This window comes from Curtobacterium sp. ISL-83 (assembly GCF_018613895.1).
Classification (GTDB): domain Bacteria; phylum Actinomycetota; class Actinomycetes; order Actinomycetales; family Microbacteriaceae; genus Curtobacterium.
The window spans coordinates 234,219-256,482 of sequence record NZ_JAGGPH010000012.1 but is presented as its reverse complement, the minus strand read 5'-3'; the positions used below and the strand labels follow the sequence as shown (position 1 = coordinate 256,482).

Annotated in this window: 21 protein-coding genes; 10 read left to right on the top strand and 11 right to left on the bottom strand. The window is 73.0% G+C overall.

Going from position 1 to position 22,264, the window contains the following annotated elements; genetic code table 11:
- Positions 1–60 precede the first annotated feature (60 nt).
- Positions 61–759: a FadR/GntR family transcriptional regulator gene (locus J7E22_RS12570; RefSeq protein ID WP_214982056.1), complete on the bottom strand. Its 699-nt coding sequence runs from the start codon at positions 757–759 to the stop codon at positions 61–63.
- 205 nt (positions 760–964) lie between these two features.
- On the opposite strand from J7E22_RS12570, the gene J7E22_RS12565 reads away from it, so the two are divergent.
- On the top strand, positions 965–2,482 hold the full coding sequence (locus J7E22_RS12565; protein WP_214982055.1) for a GntP family permease: 1,518 nt from the start codon (positions 965–967) through the stop codon (positions 2,480–2,482).
- The gene (locus J7E22_RS12560) at positions 2,479–3,069 is read left to right on the top strand and encodes a gluconokinase (protein ID WP_214982054.1); all 591 of its coding nucleotides are present in this window, start codon (positions 2,479–2,481) and stop codon (positions 3,067–3,069) included. The genes J7E22_RS12565 and J7E22_RS12560 overlap by 4 nt, the downstream gene beginning before the upstream one ends.
- Before the next feature lie 31 nt (positions 3,070–3,100).
- On the opposite strand, the gene J7E22_RS12555 is transcribed toward J7E22_RS12560, so the two are convergent.
- The gene (locus J7E22_RS12555; protein ID WP_214982053.1) at positions 3,101–4,015 is read right to left on the bottom strand and encodes a L,D-transpeptidase; all 915 of its coding nucleotides are present in this window, start codon (positions 4,013–4,015) and stop codon (positions 3,101–3,103) included.
- 288 nt (positions 4,016–4,303) lie between these two features.
- Between J7E22_RS12555 and J7E22_RS12550 the strand changes: the two genes are divergently transcribed.
- The gene (locus J7E22_RS12550; protein ID WP_214982052.1) at positions 4,304–5,005 is read left to right on the top strand and encodes a hypothetical protein; all 702 of its coding nucleotides are present in this window, start codon (positions 4,304–4,306) and stop codon (positions 5,003–5,005) included.
- A gap of 38 nt (positions 5,006–5,043) precedes the next feature.
- Here J7E22_RS12550 and J7E22_RS12545 read toward each other — a convergent pair whose 3' ends face one another.
- Complete coding sequence (locus tag J7E22_RS12545) at positions 5,044–6,708, bottom strand: ABC-F family ATP-binding cassette domain-containing protein (RefSeq protein ID WP_214982051.1); 1,665 nt, start codon at positions 6,706–6,708, stop codon at positions 5,044–5,046.
- A gap of 59 nt (positions 6,709–6,767) precedes the next feature.
- On the opposite strand from J7E22_RS12545, the gene J7E22_RS12540 reads away from it, so the two are divergent.
- The 5 genes from J7E22_RS12540 (at position 6,768) to J7E22_RS17665 (ending at position 12,020) form a co-directional block, all read left to right on the top strand.
- The gene (locus J7E22_RS12540) at positions 6,768–7,184 is read left to right on the top strand and encodes an HIT family protein (protein ID WP_251009046.1); all 417 of its coding nucleotides are present in this window, start codon (positions 6,768–6,770) and stop codon (positions 7,182–7,184) included.
- A 145-nt stretch (positions 7,185–7,329) separates the two neighbouring features.
- The gene (locus tag J7E22_RS12535) at positions 7,330–8,112 is read left to right on the top strand and encodes an alpha/beta hydrolase fold domain-containing protein (protein WP_214982049.1); all 783 of its coding nucleotides are present in this window, start codon (positions 7,330–7,332) and stop codon (positions 8,110–8,112) included.
- A gap of 72 nt (positions 8,113–8,184) precedes the next feature.
- On the top strand, positions 8,185–9,636 hold the full coding sequence (locus J7E22_RS12530; RefSeq protein WP_214982048.1) for an amidase: 1,452 nt from the start codon (positions 8,185–8,187) through the stop codon (positions 9,634–9,636).
- 68 nt (positions 9,637–9,704) lie between these two features.
- The gene (locus J7E22_RS12525) at positions 9,705–11,111 is read left to right on the top strand and encodes a glutamate decarboxylase (RefSeq protein WP_214982047.1); all 1,407 of its coding nucleotides are present in this window, start codon (positions 9,705–9,707) and stop codon (positions 11,109–11,111) included.
- A 3-nt stretch (positions 11,112–11,114) separates the two neighbouring features.
- Positions 11,115–12,020, top strand: coding sequence for a class II glutamine amidotransferase (locus J7E22_RS17665; protein WP_214982046.1), 906 nt, complete (start codon positions 11,115–11,117; stop codon positions 12,018–12,020).
- A 113-nt stretch (positions 12,021–12,133) separates the two neighbouring features.
- Here the strand turns inward: J7E22_RS17665 and J7E22_RS12515 are convergent, their stop codons facing one another.
- From J7E22_RS12515 to J7E22_RS12490, 6 genes are read right to left on the bottom strand one after another with little or no spacing between them, the layout of a single operon-like run.
- On the bottom strand, positions 12,134–12,943 hold the full coding sequence (locus J7E22_RS12515; RefSeq protein ID WP_214982098.1) for an ABC transporter ATP-binding protein: 810 nt from the start codon (positions 12,941–12,943) through the stop codon (positions 12,134–12,136).
- The gene (locus J7E22_RS12510; RefSeq protein ID WP_214982045.1) at positions 12,943–13,803 is read right to left on the bottom strand and encodes an ABC transporter ATP-binding protein; all 861 of its coding nucleotides are present in this window, start codon (positions 13,801–13,803) and stop codon (positions 12,943–12,945) included. Before J7E22_RS12510 ends, J7E22_RS12515 begins: the two co-directional genes overlap by 1 nt.
- A complete protein-coding gene (locus J7E22_RS12505; protein WP_251009045.1) occupies positions 13,800–14,708 on the bottom strand; it encodes an ABC transporter permease in 909 nt (302 codons plus the stop codon). Before J7E22_RS12505 ends, J7E22_RS12510 begins: the two co-directional genes overlap by 4 nt.
- A complete protein-coding gene (locus J7E22_RS12500; protein ID WP_214982044.1) occupies positions 14,708–15,661 on the bottom strand; it encodes an ABC transporter permease in 954 nt (317 codons plus the stop codon). Before J7E22_RS12500 ends, J7E22_RS12505 begins: the two co-directional genes overlap by 1 nt.
- Positions 15,662–15,716: 55 nt before the next feature.
- The gene (locus J7E22_RS12495; protein WP_214982043.1) at positions 15,717–17,276 is read right to left on the bottom strand and encodes an ABC transporter substrate-binding protein; all 1,560 of its coding nucleotides are present in this window, start codon (positions 17,274–17,276) and stop codon (positions 15,717–15,719) included.
- 60 nt (positions 17,277–17,336) lie between these two features.
- Entirely contained in the window at positions 17,337–18,284 is a 948-nt protein-coding gene (locus J7E22_RS12490) for an alpha/beta fold hydrolase (protein WP_214982042.1), read from the bottom strand.
- Positions 18,285–18,349: 65 nt separating this feature from the next.
- Between J7E22_RS12490 and J7E22_RS18275 the strand changes: the two genes are divergently transcribed.
- Both J7E22_RS18275 and J7E22_RS12480 read left to right on the top strand, forming a co-directional pair.
- Positions 18,350–19,279 (top strand): siderophore-interacting protein, encoded by a 930-nt coding sequence (locus J7E22_RS18275; protein ID WP_308159241.1) that lies wholly within the window; start codon positions 18,350–18,352, stop codon positions 19,277–19,279.
- Positions 19,276–20,097, top strand: a complete 822-nt coding sequence (locus tag J7E22_RS12480; RefSeq protein WP_214982041.1) for an ABC transporter ATP-binding protein — start codon at positions 19,276–19,278, stop codon at positions 20,095–20,097. Before J7E22_RS18275 ends, J7E22_RS12480 begins: the two co-directional genes overlap by 4 nt.
- A gap of 349 nt (positions 20,098–20,446) precedes the next feature.
- On the opposite strand, the gene J7E22_RS12475 is transcribed toward J7E22_RS12480, so the two are convergent.
- Both J7E22_RS12475 and J7E22_RS12470 read right to left on the bottom strand, forming a co-directional pair.
- Positions 20,447–20,803: a Fe-S oxidoreductase gene (locus J7E22_RS12475; RefSeq protein ID WP_214982040.1), complete on the bottom strand. Its 357-nt coding sequence runs from the start codon at positions 20,801–20,803 to the stop codon at positions 20,447–20,449.
- A 3-nt stretch (positions 20,804–20,806) separates the two neighbouring features.
- Positions 20,807–22,207 carry an NAD(P)/FAD-dependent oxidoreductase gene (locus J7E22_RS12470; RefSeq protein WP_214982039.1) on the bottom strand — a complete coding sequence of 467 codons (1,401 nt, stop codon included), beginning with the start codon at positions 22,205–22,207 and terminating at the stop codon, positions 20,807–20,809.
- Between the last annotated feature and the right edge of the window lie 57 nt (positions 22,208–22,264).

The following is a 22,264-nucleotide window of genomic DNA, read 5'->3' as shown; positions in this document are numbered from 1 at the left end:
GGCGTGTTGCGCCCGCTCGGCGCCCTCGCCCGGGCGTGTCGCGCCCGCCGCGCCCGCGCGTCAGCCCGCCGGCGCCTCGGCGATGAACTCGTCCCGCGTCACCCGCACCAGCTCGGACGCCGCAGCTGCCGCCACTCCCGGCTCCCCGGCCACCATCGCCGCAGCGACTGCCTCATGCCGTGCCGCCGCCGCCCGCGTCCACCCCGTGATGGTGTCCCGCGACTCCGAGGTCCGGGTCCGGAGCAGCGCCTCGACGGTCCCGGCGAAGTGCGTGAACACGGCGTTGCCCGATGCCGACAGCAGAGCCCGGTGGAAGCGAACGTCGGCCTCGAGGTAGGCGCGACTGTCCTCGGACGCACACGCCGCCGTCATGTCGCGCGCCGCGAGTTCGACCGCCGGCGCGCCGCTGCCCCCGGCGCCGAGCGACGCCGCCACGGGCTCGACCCCGAGCCGCAGTTCGAGCAGTTCCCGCTGCTGCACGAAGTACGCCGGCGAGGCCCCGCGCCACCGGATGACGGTGGGCGCGAGCAGCTCCCACGACCCGATGCCGAGCACCTGGGTCCCGACGCGCTGCCGGGGTTCGACGAGCCCGAGGGACTGCAGTACCCGCAGCGCCTCGCGGACGACGGAGCGGGAGACCCCCGACTCCTCGGCGACGATCTCCGGCCGGACGACGGACCCGACCGGCAGCTCGCCGTCGACGATCCGCTGGCCGAGCGTCTCGAGCAGTCGCCCGTGCAGGCCGCGTTCGATCGGCATCGTGTTCCTCCATGCAGTACGGATGACGCCCCGGGTGTGACGCGGATCCCATCGAATCGGCAGACTGCCCTGCAGGGTGGATGCCGCGCGGGGGATCGTCGTATAGTCTTATTAATCAGATTATTCCGGTGGTGTTCCCCGAGCACCACCGACCACGACGCAAGGCGACGGAGCCGCGAGGCAGCGGCTCCAGGAAGGGGCACAGATGCCTCACGCGCTCCCGGACCACACCTCGGTGCTCGCAGCCGCGACCCCGACCGTCCACCCCTCGGGGTCGGTCCCGCAACTGGTCATCGCGGCGCTCCTCGGCGTCGTCGTGATCATCGTCCTGATCACCTGGCTCAAGGTGCACCCCTTCGTCGCCCTGACGATCGGCGCGCTCGGCGTCGGCATCGGTGCCGGTCTCGGTCCCACGCAGGCCGTCACGAGCTTCGGCACCGGCTTCGGGGCGACCATGACGAGCGTCGGCATCCTGGTCGGCCTCGGGTCGATGTTCGGCAAGATGCTCGTCGACTCCGGTGCCGCGGACCGGGTCGTCGACACCCTGGTCCGCCGGTCCTCGAAGGCGGCACTGCCGTGGACGATGGCCCTGATCGGCGCGCTCATCGGTCTGCCGATGTTCTTCGAGGTCGGCCTGGTCCTGCTCATCCCGATCATCGTCCTGGTCGCCCGGCGCAGCGGGGCCCCCATCATGCGCATCGCCGTCCCCGCACTCGTCGGCCTGTCGACGATGCACGCCTTCGTGCCCCCGCACCCCGGCCCGCTCGTCGCGATCAGCACGGTCGGCGCGAACCTCGGACTGACCCTTGCGTTCGGCATCGTCCTCGCCATCCCGGTGATCATCCTCGCCGGTCCGGTCTTCAGCCGCTTCGCGGCCCGCTGGGTCGACATCCCGGCCCCGGATCTCTTCGGGTCGCGTGGATCGGACCGGTCCGGCCCGCAGGACCCCGCCGCCAGCGGACGGGAGGCGCGGCGCGTCCCCGCCACGCAGGACACCGCCTCCCTGCCCCACGGCAAGAGCGACTTCACCCGCGTCATCAGCGAGCCGCGCAGCCCGTCGTTCGGCATCGCGCTGATCGGCATCCTGCTGCCGGTCGTCCTCATGCTCGCCCAGGCCGTCCGCGAGGCGACCGTGCCCGACGCGGCCGGCGTCTGGGTCGGCCTGCTCGACTTCCTCGGCACCCCGATGATCGCCATCGGCATCGCGGCGCTCTACGCCATGGTGTTCTTCGCGATCGGCGGCGGCATGGACCGGTCCGCGGTCGCGAAGTCCCTCGAGAGTGCGCTGCCGCCCGTGGCCGGCGTGCTGCTCATCGTCGGCGCCGGAGGTGGGTTCAAGCAGGTGCTCATCGACACCGGGATCGGTGGCGTGATCGCCGACGCCGTGAAGGACTCCGGGATCTCGGTGCTGCTGGTGGCCTGGATCGTCTCCGCGCTCGTCCGGGTCGCGACCGGGTCGGCGACCGTCGCCACGGTGACCGCCGCGGGCATCATGGCGCCGATCGCCCACGACCTGTCCACGCCCGTGGTCTCGTTGCTCGTCCTGGCCATCGGCGCCGGGTCGGTGTTCCTGTCGCACGTCAACGACGCCGGCTTCTGGCTGGTGAAGGGGTACCTCAACACGACGGTCGGGCAGACGTTCAAGACCTGGACGGTGCTCGAGTGCCTGATCTCCGTGCTCGGTCTGGCGGGTGTGCTCATCGCCGGGATCTTCATCCGATGACCGGCGCGCCGAATGGAACGGATCCGGAGGTGCCGGTGCTCGACGCCCGCGTCCTCGTGGTGATGGGCGTCTCCGGGTCCGGCAAGTCCACCGTCGCCGCGATGGTGGCCGAGCGGCTCGGGTGGGACTTCGCCGAGGGCGATGCGATGCACCCGCAGGCGAACGTCGACAAGATGCACGCGGGTACCGCGCTCACCGACGAGGACCGCTGGCCGTGGCTCGACGTCGTCGCCGCATGGATCGGGGAGCACCTGGCCTCCGGCAGGCCCGGTGTGGTGACCTGCTCGGCGCTGAAGCGCTCCTACCGGGACGTGCTCCGCGCTCCCGGTGTGGTGTTCGTGCACGTCGCCGGGGACGGATCGCTCATCGAGGGCCGGATGTTGGTCCGGACCGGGCACTTCATGCCGACGTCGTTGCTGACGTCACAGCTCGCGACCCTCGAGCCGCCGCAGGCCGACGAGGCCGCCATCACCATCGCGGCCGACCGCACCCCGGAGGACGAGAGCGCCGAGGTCATCGACCGGCTCGGCCTCCTGCCGCAACCGGGCGGGTCTCCACAGCAGGGCGGGTCCGGCCGACCCCGGTGACGCTCCCGCTCCGTCGCCGGGGACGACGGGCCTAGGTGAACTGGATCGCGGTCCCGACGGGCAGCGCGGCGAGGGTCCGGGTCATCGCGGCCGAGATCCGGACGCAGCCGTGCGAGCTGCCCGTCGGGTCCGGGTAGAAGTGCATCGCGGTCAACGCGGCGTTGCCGCCGTAGGACGGGATGCGGGACGAGTGCGCCCCCGTCAGGATGATCGGGTTCCCGTGCGTGTACGCGACACGGGTGTCCACGTACGAGGCCTCGACGTACGTCGCCGTCGCGGACGGGGTCGGGTCGTCCGGCGTGCCGAGCCGCGCCGGTTCGGTCGCCGTGACCGCGCCGGCCTTCGTGACGATCGACACGGTGCTCGCCGCGACGTCGACACGGACCATGCGGTCGGTCGCTGCGAGGGTGAAGTCCCGAGCGCGTGCCCACGCGAACGTCGCGCTCGGAGCCGTGGCGTCGCCGCCGTCGCCCGGTGTGCGGTTCCGCGCGGGGGTGGACACCAGGATCATCCCGCCGTCGACACCGGGCGACCGACCCCAGACCGCCGTCGCCGCCGGCAGGTTGACGGTCGACACGGTCGACGACAGCGTGGCGACCGGACGCGCCGTGGCGGCCGGGGCGGCGTACAGCGCCACGAGCGGGCTCCGCGGCGTCGCGATGGTCCACTCGGCGCGCGGATGGGCGTGGTCGCCGTCGAGCAGCTGGGGGATCACTGCGTCGTGGAACGCGAGGGGGAGCGCCGCGAGTGCTGCGCTGCTCGGCGCGGGCGGTACCGCCGCCAGCACCCGTGTCGCCGATGGGCTCGGTGCTGGTGCGGCGACCGCCGTCGAGTGCGTCGGGCTCGGATCCGGCGGCGCCGCGGCCAGGGCCGTCCCGATCGCCACGCCCGCCACGGCGACGACGCCGACCACCGCCCCCGTGATGCCCCAGGTCCTGCGTTGCATGTCCTGCCTCCCCGCACCAGTCCACCAGATCCGGCCCGAGTCGGTTCGCTGCGGGCCGCGGCGCGCCGCCGCCGCGCGGCTACCGCCTGCTGACCGACTGCCGTCCGGCACGGTCACGGTCACCGACGCCGTCGCGACGGTGGTGGACGTCGGACGGGAGGCGCCACACCCGCTGGCACCGCGCCTCCCGTCCGATGGCCGACTGGCCGCACCGTGGTCCCCGTCCCGTCGACGCGGAGAGCGGAATCGCGTCTTGAACGCGGTCCGGCCCCTGCGCCAGGATGAACTGTGCCTTCCTCACCATCCACGCCGAACGTCGTCGCCCTGATCCTCCGGCCGTTCGGGTACCTGCTGGTGGCGCTCGTGTGGAGTGCGCTGTCCGTCACGATGATCGCGCTCTCGGGTGCGTTGCTCGTCGGGCTGTGGTCCTCCGGGTGGGAACCGTCGAGGTTCTTCGACGACGTCGACGTCGTCGTGGTCACCCTCGAGCTCATCGTCATCGCGCTGATCTGGGTCGCGTTGCTGGGGTGGGCGCAGGTCGTGCTGCCGTTGGCGTCCGTTCCACTGGCCGTGCTCGCCTGGACCTACGTCGTCCGCTCGCTGCGGCCGTCCTACCGCGCCGAGCGGCTGAGCGGCACCCGCCAGGCCCGCGGGACGATCGGCCCCGTGACGGTCACGGGGACGGTGGCGATGTCCCTGCTGCCGGTCCGACCGTCGCCGTGGACCGACGTGTGGGCGCGGTTGTCCTCTGCGGGGTGGAACCCGCCGGGGAGGATCTTCGTCGCCGGCGCACCCTGGGGTCTCGCGACCTTCCTCGCCCCCGGCTGGATCCTCTGGCCGGTGGGACCCGTCCCCGCGGTGCTGTGGTCGCTGTTCTCGGTGGCGGCGCTGGCCGTGACGGTCGTCCTCGTCGTCCGTTCCCTGCGCGCGCCGACTGCTCGACGGGGCGTTCAGCGGCCGAGCGCTGGTACGCCCGCACGCTCGCGCTGAGGAGCGGTCGGGCCGTCAGCGCGTCCGGCTCGCCGCGGTCAGCGCTCGGTGACCCGCCCGCCCTCGACCCGCCACTGCCGGTCCAGCCGCACCGTCTCGAGCATCCGCCGGTCGTGCGTGACGAGCAGGAGCGTGCCGTCGTACGAGTCGAGCGCCTGCTCGAGCTGCTCGATCGCTGCCAGGTCCAGGTGGTTCGTCGGCTCGTCGAGGACCAGGACGTTCACCCCGCGGGCCTGGAGGAGCGCCAGACCGGCACGGGTTCGCTCACCGGGGGAGAGCGCGGACGCCGGACGGCCGACGTGGTCGGCCTTCAGGCCGAACTTCGCGAGCAGGGTGCGGACCTCGGCGGTGGTGTACTCCGGGACGAGGGACTCGAACGCGTCCGCCACCGGCTGGTCACCGCTGAACGCTGCGCGGGCCTGGTCGATCTCGCCGACCGCGACGCTCGACCCGAGCGACGCCGTGCCGGTCGTCGGTGCCTGCGTGCCGAGCAGGGCACGCAGCAGCGTCGACTTGCCCGCGCCGTTCGGCCCGGTGATGCCGATCCGGTCGCCACCGTCGACCTGCAGCGACACCGGGCCGAGCGTGAAGTCGCCCTGCGTGAAGGTCGCGTTCGCGAGCGTCGAGACGACCGCGGAGGACCGTGGCGCGGCTCCGATGGTGAACTCCAGCTGCCACTCCTTCCGCGGTTCGTCGACCTCGTCGAGTCGCGCGATGCGCGACTCCATCTGCCGCACCTTCTGCGCCTGCTTCTCGCTCGACTCGCTGGCGGCACGGCGGCGGATCTTGTCGTTGTCCGGGTTCTTCTTCATGGCGTTCCGGACACCCTGGCTCGACCACTCCCGCTGGGTCCGGGCGCGCGAGACCAGGTCGGCCTTCGTGGAGGCGAACTCGTCGTACGCGTCCCGCTTGTGCTGCCGGGCGATCTCGCGCTCCTCGAGGAAGGAGTCGTAGCCGCCGCCGAACAGCCGGTGCGAGGACTGGGCGAGGTCGAGCTCGAGGACGGCCGTCACGGATCGGGCCAGGAACTCGCGGTCGTGGCTGACCAGGACCACTCCGCCCCGGAGTCCGTGCACGAACTGCTCCAGCCGGTCGAGACCGTCGAGGTCCAGGTCGTTCGTGGGTTCGTCGAGCAGCACGACGTCGAAGCGCGAGAGCAGGAGCGCGGCCAGCCCGACGCGGGCGACCTGCCCGCCCGACAGCGCCGTCATCAGGGAGTCGGGACCCACGCCGTCGGCATCGGCCGTCACGACGAGCCCGAGGTCGGCGAGCACGACCGGGATCCGCTCGTCCAGGTCGGCGGCTCCCGACGCCAACCACCGGTCGAGCGCGACGGAGTACCGGTCGGCCTCGGCGTCACCAGCACCGGGGTCCCCGAGCGCAGCCGCTGCGTTGTCCATCGTCGTCGTCGCCTCGGCGCAGCCGGTGCGGCGCGCGATGTACTGCGCGACCGTCTCGCCGTCGATGCGCTCGTGCTCCTGCGGCAGCCACCCGATGAACGCGTCCGCCGGAGCGGTCGTCACGGTGCCGGCCAGCGGCTCGTCCACGCCGGCGAGGAGGCGGAGCAGCGTCGACTTGCCGGCGCCGTTCACCCCGACCAGGCCGATGACGTCCCCGGGTGCGACCGTCAGGTCGAGGGAGTCGAAGAGTGTGCGTGCGGCGTAGCCGCCGGCGAGGCCCTTGGCGACGAGCGTGGCGGTCATGCACCCATCGTCCCATCTGCCGGACCCGCCCCGTTCCGCCCTGCGGCAGGATGGCGGGCATGGAACCGTGCGTCTTCTGCCGCATCATCGCCGGGGACGAACCAGCGGTCTGGGTCGAGCGCGACGAGCACGCGGTCGCCTTCGCGCCGCTGCCGGCCTCGGCCCTCGCTCCCGGTCACACCCTCGTCGTGCCGGTCGAGCACACCGACGACCTGCTGCGGGCGCGTCCGGTCGCGCTCGCCGCGACGACCGCGCTCGCGCAGCGCGTGGCGAGGGCGCAGCGAGCAGCGCTCGGCGCGACCGGGACGGTGCTGCTCCAGGCATCGGGTGCCGACGCCGGGCAGAGCGTCCGGCACCTGCACTTCCACGTCGTGCCGTGCTGGCCGGACGACGACACGACACACTGGCCCGAGCAGCGTTCGGCGCACGTCGTCGAGGGCAATGCACACGCGGCGCTCGCGGAGATGTTCGAGTGACGGAGATGTTCGGGTGACGGACACGGACGGGACCTGTGGAGATCGGGCTGCGGCCGCTCCGAACGGACCTGCGAGAGTGCGGGCCATGGGGGATGTAGTGGGCGACGGAGCTGGAGTGCGGTTCGCGGATCGAACGGTCGACGCGTTGACCGGGCCGGTCGTCGTCCGCGACTACGAGCCTCCCGCCCGGCTTCGTGGGACGGACGTGCCCAGTCTGGTGTGGTTGCACGGCGGCGGCTTCTTCGCCGGAGGACTCGACCAACCTGAGTCGCATGCCGTCGCGCTCGCCGTGGCCGGGTCCGGCGTGTCGGTCAGCACCGTGCAGTACCGGCTCGCGCCCCTGCCCGGCCTGCCGTGGGTCGGCCGCCGCGGACCCGAGGGTCGGCGGCGGTTCCCCCAGGCGCACGATGACGTCCTCGCAGCGTACGAGAGTGTCGGCGCACGCGCGTCTGCCGGTGTCGTCGTCGGCGGGGCGAGCGCTGGGGCGTGTCTGGCGGCGGGGGCCGCCGCAGCGTTGGCACGCGCCGGAGCCCCTCCGCGCGGCGCCGTCCTGGCCTACGGCTTCTTCCATCGCGTGCTTCCCCGCGGCCCCGGTGTCCGTCACCCGGTCCGTGGGCACCGGCGGGTCACGCACGCGCCGGCGATGCTCGACCTGGCGAACCGGAGCTACGCCGGGCGTGCCACCGAGGCCTTCGCCGGCGACGGTCCGCTTGGCGGGTTCCCGAGGACGCTCATGCTCGATGCGGAGCGGGATGCGATGCGAGCGTCCGCCGATCGGTTCGCGGCCGATCTCGGAGCGTGCGGCGTCACGGTCGACCGAGATGTACTCCCCGGGAGCGTGCACGCGTTCCTCGACCGCCCGGGGTCGGCGGCGTTCGCGGCAGCGGTCCCGCGCATCGGGGAGTGGATCCGCTCGCTCGCGGGATGACGAGCCGTCGCCTGGACCGGACGGACGGCCGCTGACGTCCACGGGGTCGGGCGACGGTCCTAGGCTCGGAGCGTGTTCGAACTCCACCACCTCTCCGCACAGGAACTCTGGGACTGGGTCCGTCGGGGCGAGGTGACCGCGCTCGAGGTGACCGAGCACTACCTGGCCCGCATCGCCCGCCTCGACCCTGGTCTCGGCGCCTTCGTGACGGTCACCGCGGACGCCGCACGCGACCGGGCCAGTCATCTCGGCGACCTGGTGCCGACGTCCCGACCGCTGTGGGGCCTCCCGACCGGTGACAAGGACCTGTACGACCGAGCGGGCGTGCCGACGCGGAGCGGGACCGCCGCGCTGCCGGCGCGGCCGGCGACGGCCGACCACCCGCTGGTGGCTGCACTCGACGCGGCGGGTGCCGTGAGTCTCGGCAAGACGGCTTCGCCCGAGTTCGGGATGTCGTCGTCGTCGGAGACGCGGCTCGGCGTGACGCGGAACCCGTACGGCACCGACCTGGCGCCGGGTGGGTCGTCGAGCGGTGCAGCGGTGGCCGTCGCCGCCGGGCTGCTGCCCGCGGCTGTCGGGTCCGACGGCGGCGGGTCGGTGCGCATCCCCGCCGCCGCGACCGGGCTGGTGGGGCTGAAGCCGAGTCGGGGCCGTGTGCCGTCGATGCCCGGTCGGTCGGGCGTCGGCGGGTTGAGCGTCGCCGGGCCGCTCACCCGGAACGTCGCGGACGCCGGCATGTTCCTCGATGCCCTCGTCGCGCCGACCGGGCTGCCGGAGCCCGCGCCGTACGCGCTCGTCGCGCCCGACGTCGGCGACGGCCCGTTCACCGCGGCGGCGGTGCGGGGCGAGGGGCGGTTCGTGATCGGTGTGCTCGAGGGCTCGCCGTGGGACGACACGGTCGACGTCGTGGTCGACCCCGCAGCCCGAGCCGCCGTCGACACCGCGATCCGGGTGCTCGGCGAGGTCGGGCACGGGATCGAGGACGTCGCCGTGCCGCGCACGCCGTACGCGGAGGCGTTCCGGGTGGCGTGGGAGTCCTCGGCTGCGCGCCTGCCGCAGGTGCCGGGCATCGACCTCAGTGCGTTGACGCCGCTGGTGCGGTGGCTCGTCGAGCGGGGGCGGGCCCTGAGCGGGACGCAGGTGCTCGATGCGATGGCGGCGCTCGACGTGTTCTCGTCGTCGTTGATCAGCGCGTTCGGCCGGTTCGACGCAGTCCTCACGCCGACGCTCGCGCTGACCCCCCGGCCGATCGGCTGGTACGGGGACGACCCGGATGAGGACTTCCGCAGGCAGTGCGCGTACTCGCCGTGGACGTCGATGGTGAACGTCGCGGGGCTCCCGGCGATCACGTTGCCGGTGGCCGTCACGGCGGAGGACCACCCGGACGGTGCCGGGCTGCCCATGGGCGTGCAGCTCATCGGGCGGCCAGGCGGGGAGCGCGTCCTGCTCGCGATCGGTGCCCAGCTCGAACGGCGCCTCCGTTGGCAGCGGCGGCACCCGGCCGCCTGGACGGCCGGGATGTGACGTCCCGGACCGCCTGATCGTGCCGGTGGCCCGTCCTGGACCGCAGGTGGGGGGAGCAGGATCGGCGCATGACCGACGACGATCTCGACGACACCTTCTCCGGCAGCCCGCTCCGGCGTCGCGCCCCGAAGCTGCGCTTCCCGGCGCACGAGCAATCCGCGCGTGACAGCTACCAGCTGGTGCACGACGAACTCCTGCTCGACGGTGTGGCGCGGATGAACCTCGCCACGTTCTGCACCACCTGGGCCGAACCCGAGGTGCACGCGCTGATGGCGGAGTCGATCGACAAGAACATCGTCGACAAGGACGAGTACCCGCAGACCGCCGAGCTCGAGTCACGGTGCGTGCACATGCTGGCCGACCTGTTCCACGCGCCGAACGCCGCGACGACGCGCGGCACCTCGACGACCGGGTCGAGCGAGGCCGCGATGCTCGCCGGGCTCGCCGCGAAGTGGCGCTGGAAGGCGAAGCGCCAGGCCGCGGGGCACACGGAGCCCGCCGTGCCCAACCTGGTGAGCGGCCCCGTGCAGGTCTGCTGGGAGAAGTTCGCGCGGTACTTCGACGTCGAGTTGCGGCAGGCGCCGATGGGTCCCGGCTACACGCTCACGCCGGAGCAGGTGCTCGAGCGGATCGACGAGAACACGATCGGTGTCGTCGTCACGCTCGGTCAGACGTTCACCGGCCTGTTCGAGGACGTCCAGGCGATCAGCGACGCGCTCGACGACCTGGAGGCACGCACCGGGCAGAGCGTCGACATCCACGTCGATGCCGCATCCGGCGGGTTCGTGGCGCCGTTCTGCGCCCCGGACGTCGTCTGGGACTTCCGCCTGCCGCGCGTGAAGTCGATCAACGCCTCCGGACACAAGACCGGGCTCGCGCCGATCGGTGTCGGCTGGGTGATCTGGCGGGAGGAGACCGACCTGCCGGACGAGCTCGTGTTCGACGTGAACTACCTCGGCGGGAGCATGCCGACCTTCGGGCTGAACTTCTCGCGCCCGGGCGGCCAGGTGATCGCCTCCTACTACAACTTCGTCCGCCTCGGGCGCGAGGGCTTCACGAAGGTGCAGTCGGCGACGTACGCGGTCGCGGCGCACATCGCTCAGGAGATCGCGTCACTCGGCCACTTCGAGGTCCTCCACGACGGCTCCGCCGAGAAGGGCATCCCCGCGGTGACCTGGACGATGCCGGGCGATCACCCGTTCACGCTCTTCGACCTCGCCGAGGAGCTCAGGACGCGGGGCTGGCTCGTGCCCGCGTACACGCTGCCCCCGGACCAGCAGGAGGTCACGGTCCAGCGCATCGTCGTGCGGCACGGCGTCAGCCTCGACCTGGCCGACCTCGTCCTGGCCGACCTCCGGCAGGCGCTCGCGAAGCTCGACGACCGACCGCCGTCGCGGTCCCTCACGCCCGCCGAGGGGAGCACGTTCGACCACACGGCGACCGCGCGGGTCGCGATCGCCCACCTGGGGTCCTGAGCCGTGTGCCGCCTCTTCGGGCTGCACGCCGGACGGCAGACGGTCGACGCGTCGTTCTGGCTGCTCGACGCGCCCGACAGCCTGGAGTCGCAGAGCCACCGCAACCCGGACGGTTTCGGGATCGGCGCCTGGTCGTACGCGCCGGGCGCCGCGCCGGGCGCCCCGCCGCGCGCCGAACCGGGCGCTGAACCGGGCGCCGAGCCGGCCGCCGAGCCGGTGGCCACGGTCGACAAGGCGCCACGTCCAGCATGGGACGACCCCGACTTCGCCACCGATGCCCACCGCCTCACCGGAACCACGTTCGTCGCGCACGTCCGGCACGCGAGCACCGGCGCGTTGTCGATGGTGAACACCCACCCGTTCGAGCAGGAGGGGCGGCTCTTCGCCCACAACGGCGCGTTCGGTGACCTGCCGACGCTGGACGCCCGGCTCGCCGAGCTGGAGGCGACGCGGCTCGTGCAGGGCGACACCGACAGCGAGCGGTACTTCGCGCTCGTCACGGCGTCGATCGCCAGGCGGGGCGGCGACGTCGCAGCCGGCGTCACGGACGCCGTCGCGTGGATGACCGGGAACGTGTCGATCGTGTCGCTGAACTTCGTGATGACGACGGCGACCGACGTGTGGGCGTTCCGGTACCCGGCGACCGACACGCTGTTCGTGCTCGAGCGGCCCGCCGGCGGCGAGTCCGGCGGTGCGCTCACCGTCGCGGGGAGCCACCTGGCGGCGGGATCTCCGACGCTCGCGGATCACCCCTCGGTCGTCGTGGCGAGCGAACAGCTGGACGGCGAGCCCGGTTGGCGCGCGATCGTGCCCGGTGAACTCGTGCACGTCGACGTCGACTTGGACGTGTCGTCAACGGTCGTGGTCGCTGCTGAGCCGCCGCGGGGGGCGGCCGCGGGCACGGCGTAGGGCGCTCGCCCGGCTGGGGCCGGGCGGCGCGGCCGCCGTGGCGATGCGACGTCGCGGTCGTCGTGCGACAGCGTGGGACAGCCGGGAGGCACGCCCCGCCCCTGCCCCGCGCCTCACGGCAACGTCGGCGCCGCCTCCACGAGCGCCCGCGTCACCGGGTGCGTCGGCGCGTCGAGCAACGACACGGGCCCGTGCTCGACGATCCGCCCCGCGGACATCACCGCCACGGTGTCGCACAGCCGCTGCACCACGCCGATGTCGTGCGACACCAGCACGAGCGTCAGCCCGAGGTCGTCCGCCAGCGTCCGGAACAGCTCGATCACGCGGGCACGGACCACGACGTCCAGGGCACTCATCGGCTCGTCCCCGAACAGGATCCGCGGCGAGTGCACCACGGCCCGGGCGATCGCGATCCGCTGCCGCTGCCCACCGGAGAACTCGTGCGGGTACCGGTCGACCGCGTCCGGCGGCAGGTCGACCCGAGCCAGCACGTCCGCGACCAGGGACTCGTGCGACCCCGGGATCCGGAGCGCGCGCAGGGGTTCCGCGACGATCGCCCCGACACGCATCCGGGGATCGAGTGACGCGTACGGGTCCTGGAAGACCACGCCGGTCTCCCGGCGGAACCACCGCATCGCGGCGGCCGAACCGGTCGCGGTGCCGGCGGCGACCACCCGTCGACCGGAGGCGGTCACCGTCCCGGCGGAAGGAGCCTCCAGACCGGCGAGCAGGCGGACCAGCGTCGACTTGCCGGACCCGGACTCCCCGACGATGCCCAGGCGTGCACCGGCGGCGACCGTCAGGTCGACGCCGTCGACGGCGGTCCGCACCGGCCCGGGTTCGAAGGGACCACGGCGGGGGAGCCGGTAGGTCCGGTGCAGCCCGGTGCCCTGCAGGAGCGGCTGGGCGTTCGCTTCGGGGATCACGACGTCCTCCTGGTCGTGGCGCGGGCGGCGTCCACCAGGGCGACCGTCGCGGGGTGTTGGGGTGCGGCCAAGAGGGACGCGACCGAACCCTGCTCGACGACCCGTCCGGCGTCGAGCACGACGACCTCGTCGGCGATCCGCGCGAGGACGGCGAGGTCGTGCGTCACGAACAACATGCCGCTCCCGGTCGAGGTGGACAGCTGCTCGAACAGGTCGAGGATCCGCGCCTGCGTCGTCACGTCGAGCGCCGTCGTCGGCTCGTCCGCGACCAGCAGGTCGGGGGAGCCCGCCATCGCCATCGCGATCGAGATCCGCTGCCGCTGGCCACCGGACAGCTGGTGCGGGTACTGCCGGAGCAGCGACCCCGGGTCGGGCAGGCCGACGGCGACCGCGAGCTCCTGGGCGGCTGCGGCAGCGGCCCGGCGCTCGAGGCCCCGGTGCAGCCGCAACGGTTCGGCGATCTGCGCCCCGACGCGTCGCAGCGGGTCGAGAGCGGTGCCGGGCTCCTGGAAGACCATGCCGATCCGCGCCCCCCGGTACCGCGCGCGCGCTCGGTCCGGCAGGCCCACGAGCTCGGCGCCGTCGATCCGGATGCTGCCGTCGACGTGCGCCCCGGCGGGCTCGAGACCCATCAGGGCGAGTGCGGTCATGGACTTGCCGGAACCGGAGGCCCCGATCAAGCCGACGCGGCGGCCGGGAGGCACGGTGAACGTCACGTGGTCGAGTACCGTCCGCCCCGTGATGCGGACGGTCAGGTCGCGGACCTCGAGGCCTCGGGGCGCGGCAGCGTGGGCCGGGTCCAAGCCTTGGTCCTGGGACGGGGGCACGGGCGGGGTCGCGGGCGTCGAGCCGGTCATGCCGTCACCCCCGGTGCGGTCGGGTCCGCCGAGCCAGCGCCGACGGAGCCAGCGCTGGTCGCCGCATCCGCCGAGTCGTTCGTCGTCAGCCGCGGGTCGGACGCGTCCCGGACCGCGTCCCCGAGCAGGGACAGCGCCGCGACGACCAGGGCGATCGCCGCTCCCGGCCACGTCGCACTCCACGGGTGGACGCCGATGTACGTCTGCAGGTCCGCCAGCATGCTGCCCCAGGACGCGGTCCCCGATCCGGCGCCGTAGCCGAGGAACGACAACCCCGCCTCGGCGAGCACGGCCGTCGCCATCGCGAGCGACAGCTGCACGGTGAACAGCGGCGCCGCGTTCGGCACCAGGTGCCGGACGAGCACGCCGGTCCCGCCGACGCCGGACGCCCGCGCGGCCAGGACGTAGTCACTCCGGGCGATGCGGCGGATCTCCCCGCGGGCGACCCGGGCGATCGTCACGCCGAAGCTCAGCCCGACGCTGACGATCACGACGCCGAGGGACCCGCCGGTGATGGCGGTGAGGAGCATCGCGATGAGCAGGGTCGGGAACGCCACCAGGATGTCGAGCAGCACGGCCGTGCCCTCCCGCACCCAGCGCGCGGTGAGCGAGCCGATCGCGGTGAGGACGATGCCGACGACGCTCGCGATCACCCCGGAGCCGACCGCCACCACGACGGTCGTGCGGGTGCCCGCGAGCAGGTAGCTGGCGATGTCACGACCAGAGGCGTCGGTCCCGAACCAGTGCGCGGCGCTCGGGGACTCCCACTGGTGGAACGGGTCGGTGCGGAACGGGTTCTCGGGGGTCCAGAACAGGGAGACCACCGCGAGGACGACGAGCAGCCCGAGCACCACCACGGCGAAGACGCCGGTGGGGCGGGCGACGAGGCGCTGGGCGAACCGCATCACTCGCTCACCTCCCGCTGGCGAGGGTCGAGCGTGCGGTGCACGACGTCCACCGCGAAGCCGACCAGCAGCACGAGCCCGGTCAGGACGAGGAGCTCGGACTGCACCTTCGTGATGTCCCGGCGTCCGACGTCCGTCACGAGCATCCGCCCGACCCCGGGCAGCGAGAACAGCTGCTCGACGACGACCGCTCCGACGAGCAGCCCCGCGATCTGCACCCCGAGCACCGCGAGCACGGTCAGCGCGACCGAGGGCAGGCCGTGGCGGACGCGGGCCTGCGTGCGGGTGAGGCCGATCGCTGCGGCGGTCCGCACGTGGTCCGCATCGAGCACGCTGAGCGTCGCGGAACGTGTGAAGCGGAGGATCACGGCGCCCTCGACCGCGCCGATCGTGAGCGCGGGCAGGACGAGCGAGGCGAACGCCCGCCCGGGCTCGCCCCAGCCGTCGAGCGGGAACCCCTGCGTCGGCAGCCAGTGCAGCGTCACCGCGAAGAGCGCGACCATCAGCATGCCGGCCCACACGACGGGCACGGCGGCCACCGCCTGCGCGACGAACGTGATGACCGCTCCGCCCGGTCGGCGGCGGAGCACGGCGGCGAGCACCCCGAGCGGGACCCCCACGACGAGCGCGGCGACGAGTGACATCCCGGCGAGCGGCAGCGTCACGCCGAGCTTCTGGGCGATCTCGGGCGCGACCTGCCCGTCGGTGACGAGCGAACGACCGAGGTCACCGCGGAACACGCCGCCGATCCAGTCGAGGTACTGCACCACGACGGGCCGGTCCAGACCGAGCTGCTGCCGGAGTGCGGCGACCTGCGTCGGGGACGCCTGGGTGCCGGCGACGATCTGGGCGACGTCGCCGGGGAGCACCCGCAGGGTGGCGAAGATGATGATGCTCGCCACGAGCAGACCGACGACGAGCAGCAGCAGTCGCCCGACGAGGAACCGGGTCACGTGTCCGATGCTACGGGTGCGGGATCCGCTCCGGGGCCGTCGACGACCGACCGGGTCACTTGACCGCGAGCTTCGACAGGTCCAGACGGGAGTTCGTGCCGTCGAACGGCACCCCCGTCACGCCCTTCCGCACCGCCGTGATCGACGTCGCGGTGTAGAGCCACTCACCGGCGGCGTCCTCGCTCACGATCTTCGCGGCCTGCTGCAGGGCGGCGTCCTTGTCGGACTGGTTCGTCGCGGCGACGGACTTCGCGTAGAGCGCCTGCACCTGCGGGTTGTCGTACCCGAAGTAGTACTTCGGGTTGGCCCAGTTGCCGAAGTCCCGCGACTCGACGTGGTTCACCATCGACATGTCGAAGTCCCGCTTGCCGGACTTGGGCCCTTCGAACACCTGCGACAGCCACGTGGCGAAGTCGACGCGCTTGACCGTCAACGTGATGCCGACGTCGGCGAGCTGGGACGTCAGCACGTCGCCGATCGTCTGCGAGTAGATGTTCGGGTACGTGAGGGTGAGGCTGAGCCTCGGCTTGCCGGCCGCGGCCAGCAGCTTCTTCGCGTTCGCGGGGTCGTAGGCGTCGATCGCGGTCAGGTCCTGGTACCCGGGGTCGAGCTCCGGGATCGGACCGCCCTGCGGGACACCGGTGCCACCGATCGCCTTGATGATCGCCTTCGGGTCGATCGCCTGCCGGATCGCCTGCCGGACGCGCTTGTCCGTGAACGGTGCCTTCTGGTCGTTGAACGCCAGCGTGTACTTGTCCGTGGTCTTCCCGGTGTGCAGGGCGATGTCGGCGTTGCCCTGCAGCTGGCTCTTGAGCGTGCCGTCGACCGCGGTCTGCACGTCCAGGTCGCCGTTCGCCATCGCGTTCACGGCCGTGGACGGCTGCGTGATGTAGCGGAAGACGACCTTGCCGACCTTGGCCTTGGTCCCCCAGTAGTGGTCGTTCCGGACGAACGTCAGGGAGTCGCCCTGCTTCCAGCTCGAGAGCTCGTACGGCCCGGTCCCGTTCGCGGAGTCGGACAGGTCGTTCTTCGCGGCCCGCTCGAGCACGAGCCCGGCCCGGCCCGTCAGGTTCCAGAGCAGGTCGGAGTCCGGCTTCGCGAGCTTCAGCAGGACGGTCCCGTCCGACGGGGTGGTGATGGACGACACGTTCGCGAGCGTCGGGGAGTCGACGTACGAGGCGTTCGACTTGACCTGCTGCAGCGACCACACGACGTCGGCGGCGGTGACCGGCTTCCGGTCCTGGAAGGTGATGCCCTTCCGCAGCGTGAACGTGTAGGTGAGCCCGTCCGACGACACCTGGTGCGAGGACGCCAGCACGTCGTGGATGCTCCCCGTCGCCGTCCGGCCGACCAGGCCCTGGTAGACGTTGTCGATGAGCACCTGGTCGAGCGCGGCGCCCGACTGGGTGCGGATGTCCAGGCTGGTCGGTTCGAGGACGAGTCCCACCCGGACGGTGGCGTCGGTGCCACCCTTCTGGTCGGACGACGACCCGGTGCAGCCGGTCAGCGCGAGCGCGGCCACCACGGCGACCGCGGTGGCGGCCAGGACCGAGCGGCCCGTCGCCGTGCGACCCCGGGTCGGTCGGGGGGTGCGGCGGGGGAGGAGCGGACTCATGGGTTGTGGTTCCTTCCGGGCGCTGGGTGGCGACGGTCGTCGCGCGGCGCTCGAACGAGGTTACCGGCGGCCGGGGCCCGTCGACATCGGTTTGTCGTCCCGGTGCAACAATCCGTGGGCCTCGCCCCATGCCCGGATCGCACGGGCGAGTTCGAGCGGAGCCTGGGCCTGGACGGCGTGCCGCGCCTCGACCGTCACGATGCGCGCCTGCGGCAGCCGTTCGGCGAAGCCCGCGTGGAGCTTCGGCGACACGTAGCCGCGGTCGCCCCGGACGAGCAAGATCGGGACGTCGAGCGCCTCGAGGTCCGGCCAGGCGTCGGCGAACCGGCCCACCGACGACGTCCGGCCCGCGGGCAGGTGCGGGAAGTGGTGGCGTCGCACGAGTCGCCCGTCGGCACCGAGTCGGGTCGTGTGCCGCGCCTCCCGGAGGAGCACCTCGCGGTCGTCACCGACCCGCGCCTCGACGGCCCGGTCCACGACCTCGTCGAGGGACGTGAAGGGTTCCTCGGCCTCGAGCGCCCGGGCGATGCGGTCCACCGCGCGCTGGGCGAAGTCCGGCGACATGTCGACGAGCACCAGGCCCGTCACCCGTTCCGGGGCGAGGGCGGCGAGCCGCGCTGACAGGATCGCCCCGAGCGAGTGCCCGACGACCAGACCCGGTGGCACCCGGAGGGCGTCGAGCGCCGCGAGGACGTCCGGTGCCGTGACGGCCGCCGCGTAGTCGGCGTCGTCCCGCCACGACGACCGGCCGTGCCCGGGCAGGTCGATCGCGACCGCCGGCTCGCCCACGGCGAGCGCGGTCTGGTCGAAACTGTGTGCGTCGATACCGAGCCCGTGCAGGTAGGTGATCCGCGCCTCCCCACCGTCCGGCGCGTCCCACCGGATCGCGGCGATCTCCTGTCCGTCCGCGGTGCGGACGTGCTGCCTGGAGGCGCGGAGCGGCTCCGTCACGCCGCTCGCGCGGACGAGGGCGGGCAGGTCGGCGAATTCGTCGTCGGGATCGAGCACGGGGACGATCCTCGCACCGCTCGGGACCCTGGTCGTCTTAGGTAAGGCATGCCATACTCGGACCCGTGGCAGCTCGGTACCGTGTGTTCCCCGTTCGCGTAGCGGCGGTCACACCGCTGACCCCGGCGTTCGTGCGGGTCACGCTGCGCGGAGCGGCCCTGGCGGAGTTCTCCGCGGTCGGACTCGACCAGCGGATCAAGCTCGTGCTGCCGATCGAGGGTCACGGTTTCTCCGACCTGCCCGACGGCGAGGACTGGTACACCGCCTGGCGCGCGCTGCCCGACGCGACCCGGAACCCGCTCCGCACCTACACCGTGCGGTCCTTCCGCCCGGACGCGCAGGAACTGGACATCGACTTCGCCGCCCACGGCGACACCGGCCCGGCGTCACGCTGGGTCTCGTCCTGCCGCGTCGGCGACGAGCTCCGCATCGTCGGACCCCGCGTGCCGGAGTCGCCGGCGGAGCTCCCGGACGGCGCCGCCGAGTTCGCGCCGGGGTCCGCGAACCGGATCCTGCTCGCCGGTGACGAGACCGCCGCACCCGCGATCTGCGCCATCCTCGAGGCCCTGGACGTCACGACGGTCGGGCACGTCTTCATCGAGGTCCCGACGGACGCCGACCGCCTGCCAGTGACCGCGCCGGCCGGGGTCGAGGTCCGCTGGATCGCCCGGAACGGCGCGGGGCACGGCGTCCGGATGACGGACCAGGTGCACGCGTGGGCGTCGACGGTCGTGCGTGCCGGGACGGCCCCGGGTGCCGGCGGTGGTGGCGGTGCCGGTCCTGCTGCCGGTGCGGACCTGGCCGACGTGGACGTCGACCAGCAGGTCCTGTGGGACGTCCCCGAGGTCACGGCCGAGCGTCCCGTCTACGCCTGGATCGCCGGCGAGGCCGGCTGCGTCAAGGAGCTCCGCCGCCACCTGGTGCGCGGCGTCGGACTCGACCGGAAGCAGGTCGCGTTCATGGGCTACTGGCGGCGCGGCAAGGCCGAGTGTTGACCGGTCCCACGACCGAGGAGCTCGCCACCGTCCCGACGACCGCGCTCGGAGCACGAGGCCTGACGCTGGCGTACGACGACCGTGTCGTGGTGGACGGCCTCGACGTCGACGTCCCCGACGGCGAGCTGACCGTGATCGTCGGACCGAACGCCTGTGGCAAGTCGACCCTGCTCAAGGCGTTCGCACGGACCCTGCGCCCCACGGCCGGCACGGTGTACCTCGACGGCACCCCGCTCGCGTCCCAGCGGCCGAAGGCCGTCGCCCGACGGGTCGGCATGCTCCCGCAGACGCCGATCGCGCCCGACGGGATCACCGTCCGTGACCTGGTGTCCCGCGGACGCTTCCCGCACCAGGACCTGCTGCACCCGTCCTCCGGCTCGGACCGGGTGGCCGTGCAGGCGGCGCTCGAGCAGACCGACACCGCGGACCTCGCCGACCGGAGCGTCGACGAGCTCTCCGGTGGACAGCGCCAGCGCGTGTGGATCGCGATGGTGCTCGCGCAGGAGACCGACATCGTCCTGCTCGACGAGCCCACCACGTTCTTGGACATCGCGCACCAGTACGACGTGCTCGAACTCGCGTCGACGCTGCACGCTGCCGGTCGGACCGTCGTCGCCGTGTTGCACGACCTGAACCAGGCGGCCCGGTACGCGACGCACCTCATCGCGATGCGTGGCGGGGCGATCGTCGCGGCGGGCACCCCGGCCGAGGTCCTGACGGCTGACCTCGTCGAGGACGTCTTCGGCCTGCCCTGCGTCGTCGTCCCGGACCCCGAGACGGGCACGCCGCTGGTGGTCCCGCGCCGCCGAGCCGCCTGACGCGGCTGCGGGCCCGCCGAGCTGCTGGCGGCGGCGACCCCGCCGGCTTCCGCCGAGCGGGCACTTTTCGTCACCCTCGGCGCCCTCCGCCGACGGTTCCCACCCACTCGGCGGCTCACCTGCGGCGTGTCCTGCCCGCTCGGCGACCCGGCGGCGGACGGGAGGCGCGGTGCGGGCCGGCACCGCGCCTCCCGTCCGGCGGATCCCGCGGGGGCAAGCGTCATCACCGGGGACGCTCGCCGAGGTCGCGCATCCTGCCGACTCGAGGACCGACCGACGGCGTGTCGTCCGACCTCGGCGCACACCCAGCGGCGTGTCCTGCGACCTCGGTCGCCGCGCGCGCCTCCGGTCAGCGGTACCCGCCGTCTTCCAAGCCGGCCTCGACCTCGAAGCGGTTCCGGAGCGGGTCCCGACCCGCGACCGCGTACAGCAGCGGCATGAGCATGCCGTACCGTCGCCACTGCTCGACGTGCACCCGCTCGTGCCGGAGCACCCGGTCGCCGTCGTTGTCCCGCGTCAGGTAGACGGACCCCACGCACGTGCCCCCGCGGCGGAACACCCACCGCGGGAGCCCGGAGCAGACGACGAGTCCGTCGACCACGCGGATCGGGCCGGTGGACAGGGGCACCCCGATCGCCAGCCCGACCGCGGTCGCGAACAGCCAGCCGGCCCGCGACACGGGGGAGTCGACGAGGGGGTTGCGCACGGACTACTCCGGGCGGCCGTACGTCTCGAGCAGGCGCAGCCAGATCTCGTTCATGGTCGGGTACGCGGGGACCGCGTGCCACAGCCGGTCGATCGGGACCTCGCCGACGACCGCGATGGTGGCCGCGTGCAGCATCTCGGCGACGTCCTGCCCGACGAACGTGACCCCGACGACGACCTTCCGGTCCTCGTCCACGACCATCTTCGCGCGGCCGGAGTAGCCGTCGGCCTGGAGGGAGGCGCCGGCCACGTTGCCCAGTTCGTACTCGACCGCGCGGACGTTCAGACCGCGCTCGCGGGCGACCGCCTCGGTCAGGCCGACGCTCGCGACCTCGGGGTCGGTGAAGGTGACCTGCGGGACCGCGGCGTGGTCGGCGGTCGCGACGTGCGCGCCCCACGGCTCCGTGTGCAGCGGCGTGCCCTGCAACCGCGCTGCGATGGCTTCACCGGCAGCGCGCGCCTGGTACTTGCCCTGGTGGGTGAGCAGCACGCGGTGGTTGACGTCGCCGACCGCGTACAGCCAGTCGGTGCCGGCGACGAGCATGGTGTCGTCCACGTCGAGCCAGGCGCCCGGGGTGAGTCCGACCGACTCGAGCCCGAGGTCGCGCGTGTGCGCGGCGCGGCCGGTCGCGGCCAGGACCTCGCTCGTGACGAGAGTGGTGCCGTCGTCGAACGTCGTGGTCACGAGGCCGTCGTCGCCACGGTCGACGCGCGTCGGGTTGACCCCGGTCCGCACGTCGATGCCGAGGTCCCGCATGGCCTGGCCGACGAGCTCGCCGGCGAAGGGCTCCATGCCACCGAGCAGACCGTGGCGGGCCACCAGGGTGACCGTCGACCCGAGCGATGCCCACGCGGTCGCGAGCTCCGAACCGGAGACGCCACCGCCGATGACCAGGAGGCTCTCGGGCACCTGCTGCGCGCTCGTCGCCTCACGCGTGCCCCACGGCGTGGCCTCGGCCAACCCCGGCACGTCGGGGAGCGTGTGGAGGGAGCCCGTGACGACGGCGATCGCGCCGGCCGTGTACGTCCTGCCGTCGACCTCGATCGTCTTCTCGCCGGTGATGCGGGCGTGTCCGCGGATCAGGGAGATGTCGGCGGAGTCGAGCCACGCGACCTGACCGTCGTCCTTCCACCCGCTGGTGAACGAGTTGCGGCGGGCCAGGACCCGAGCGGCGTCGAGCTCGCCCGTGACGGCCTGCTTGGCGCCGTCGAGGCGCTCGGCCGCGGCGAGGGCGTGTCCGCTGCGCAGGAGCGCCTTCGACGGCATGCACGCCCAGTAGGAGCACTCCCCGCCGACGAGCTCGGCCTCCACGATCGCGACCGTCAGGCCTCGCTTCCGGGCGTAGTCCGCCACGTTCTCGCCGACAGCGCCGGCTCCGATCACGATGAGGTCGTAGTCCGTCATGCGACGAGCGTACGCGGTGCGGGCGACGGCCGAGTGGCCGACGGTGGGGATGAGGAC

What these genes read in the sequence shown, in the direction of transcription:
- J7E22_RS12560 (WP_214982054.1), top strand. Translation starts at nt 2,479, where the DNA reads ATGACCGGCGCGCCGAATGGAACGGATCCGGAGGTGCCGGTGCTCGAC.
- J7E22_RS12525 (WP_214982047.1), top strand. Translation starts at nt 9,705, where the DNA reads ATGACCGACGACGATCTCGACGACACCTTCTCCGGCAGCCCGCTCCGG.
- J7E22_RS12510 (WP_214982045.1), bottom strand. Translation starts at nt 13,803, where the DNA reads ATGACCGGCTCGACGCCCGCGACCCCGCCCGTGCCCCCGTCCCAGGAC.
- J7E22_RS12505 (WP_251009045.1), bottom strand. Translation starts at nt 14,708, where the DNA reads ATGCGGTTCGCCCAGCGCCTCGTCGCCCGCCCCACCGGCGTCTTCGCC.
- J7E22_RS12565 (WP_214982055.1), top strand. Translation starts at nt 965, where the DNA reads ATGCCTCACGCGCTCCCGGACCACACCTCGGTGCTCGCAGCCGCGACC.
- J7E22_RS12470 (WP_214982039.1), bottom strand. Translation starts at nt 22,207, where the DNA reads ATGACGGACTACGACCTCATCGTGATCGGAGCCGGCGCTGTCGGCGAG.
- J7E22_RS12545 (WP_214982051.1), bottom strand. Translation starts at nt 6,708, where the DNA reads ATGACCGCCACGCTCGTCGCCAAGGGCCTCGCCGGCGGCTACGCCGCA.
- J7E22_RS12570 (WP_214982056.1), bottom strand. Translation starts at nt 759, where the DNA reads ATGCCGATCGAACGCGGCCTGCACGGGCGACTGCTCGAGACGCTCGGC.
- J7E22_RS12540 (WP_251009046.1), top strand. Translation starts at nt 6,768, where the DNA reads ATGGAACCGTGCGTCTTCTGCCGCATCATCGCCGGGGACGAACCAGCG.
- J7E22_RS12555 (WP_214982053.1), bottom strand. Translation starts at nt 4,015, where the DNA reads ATGCAACGCAGGACCTGGGGCATCACGGGGGCGGTGGTCGGCGTCGTC.
- J7E22_RS12495 (WP_214982043.1), bottom strand. Translation starts at nt 17,276, where the DNA reads ATGAGTCCGCTCCTCCCCCGCCGCACCCCCCGACCGACCCGGGGTCGC.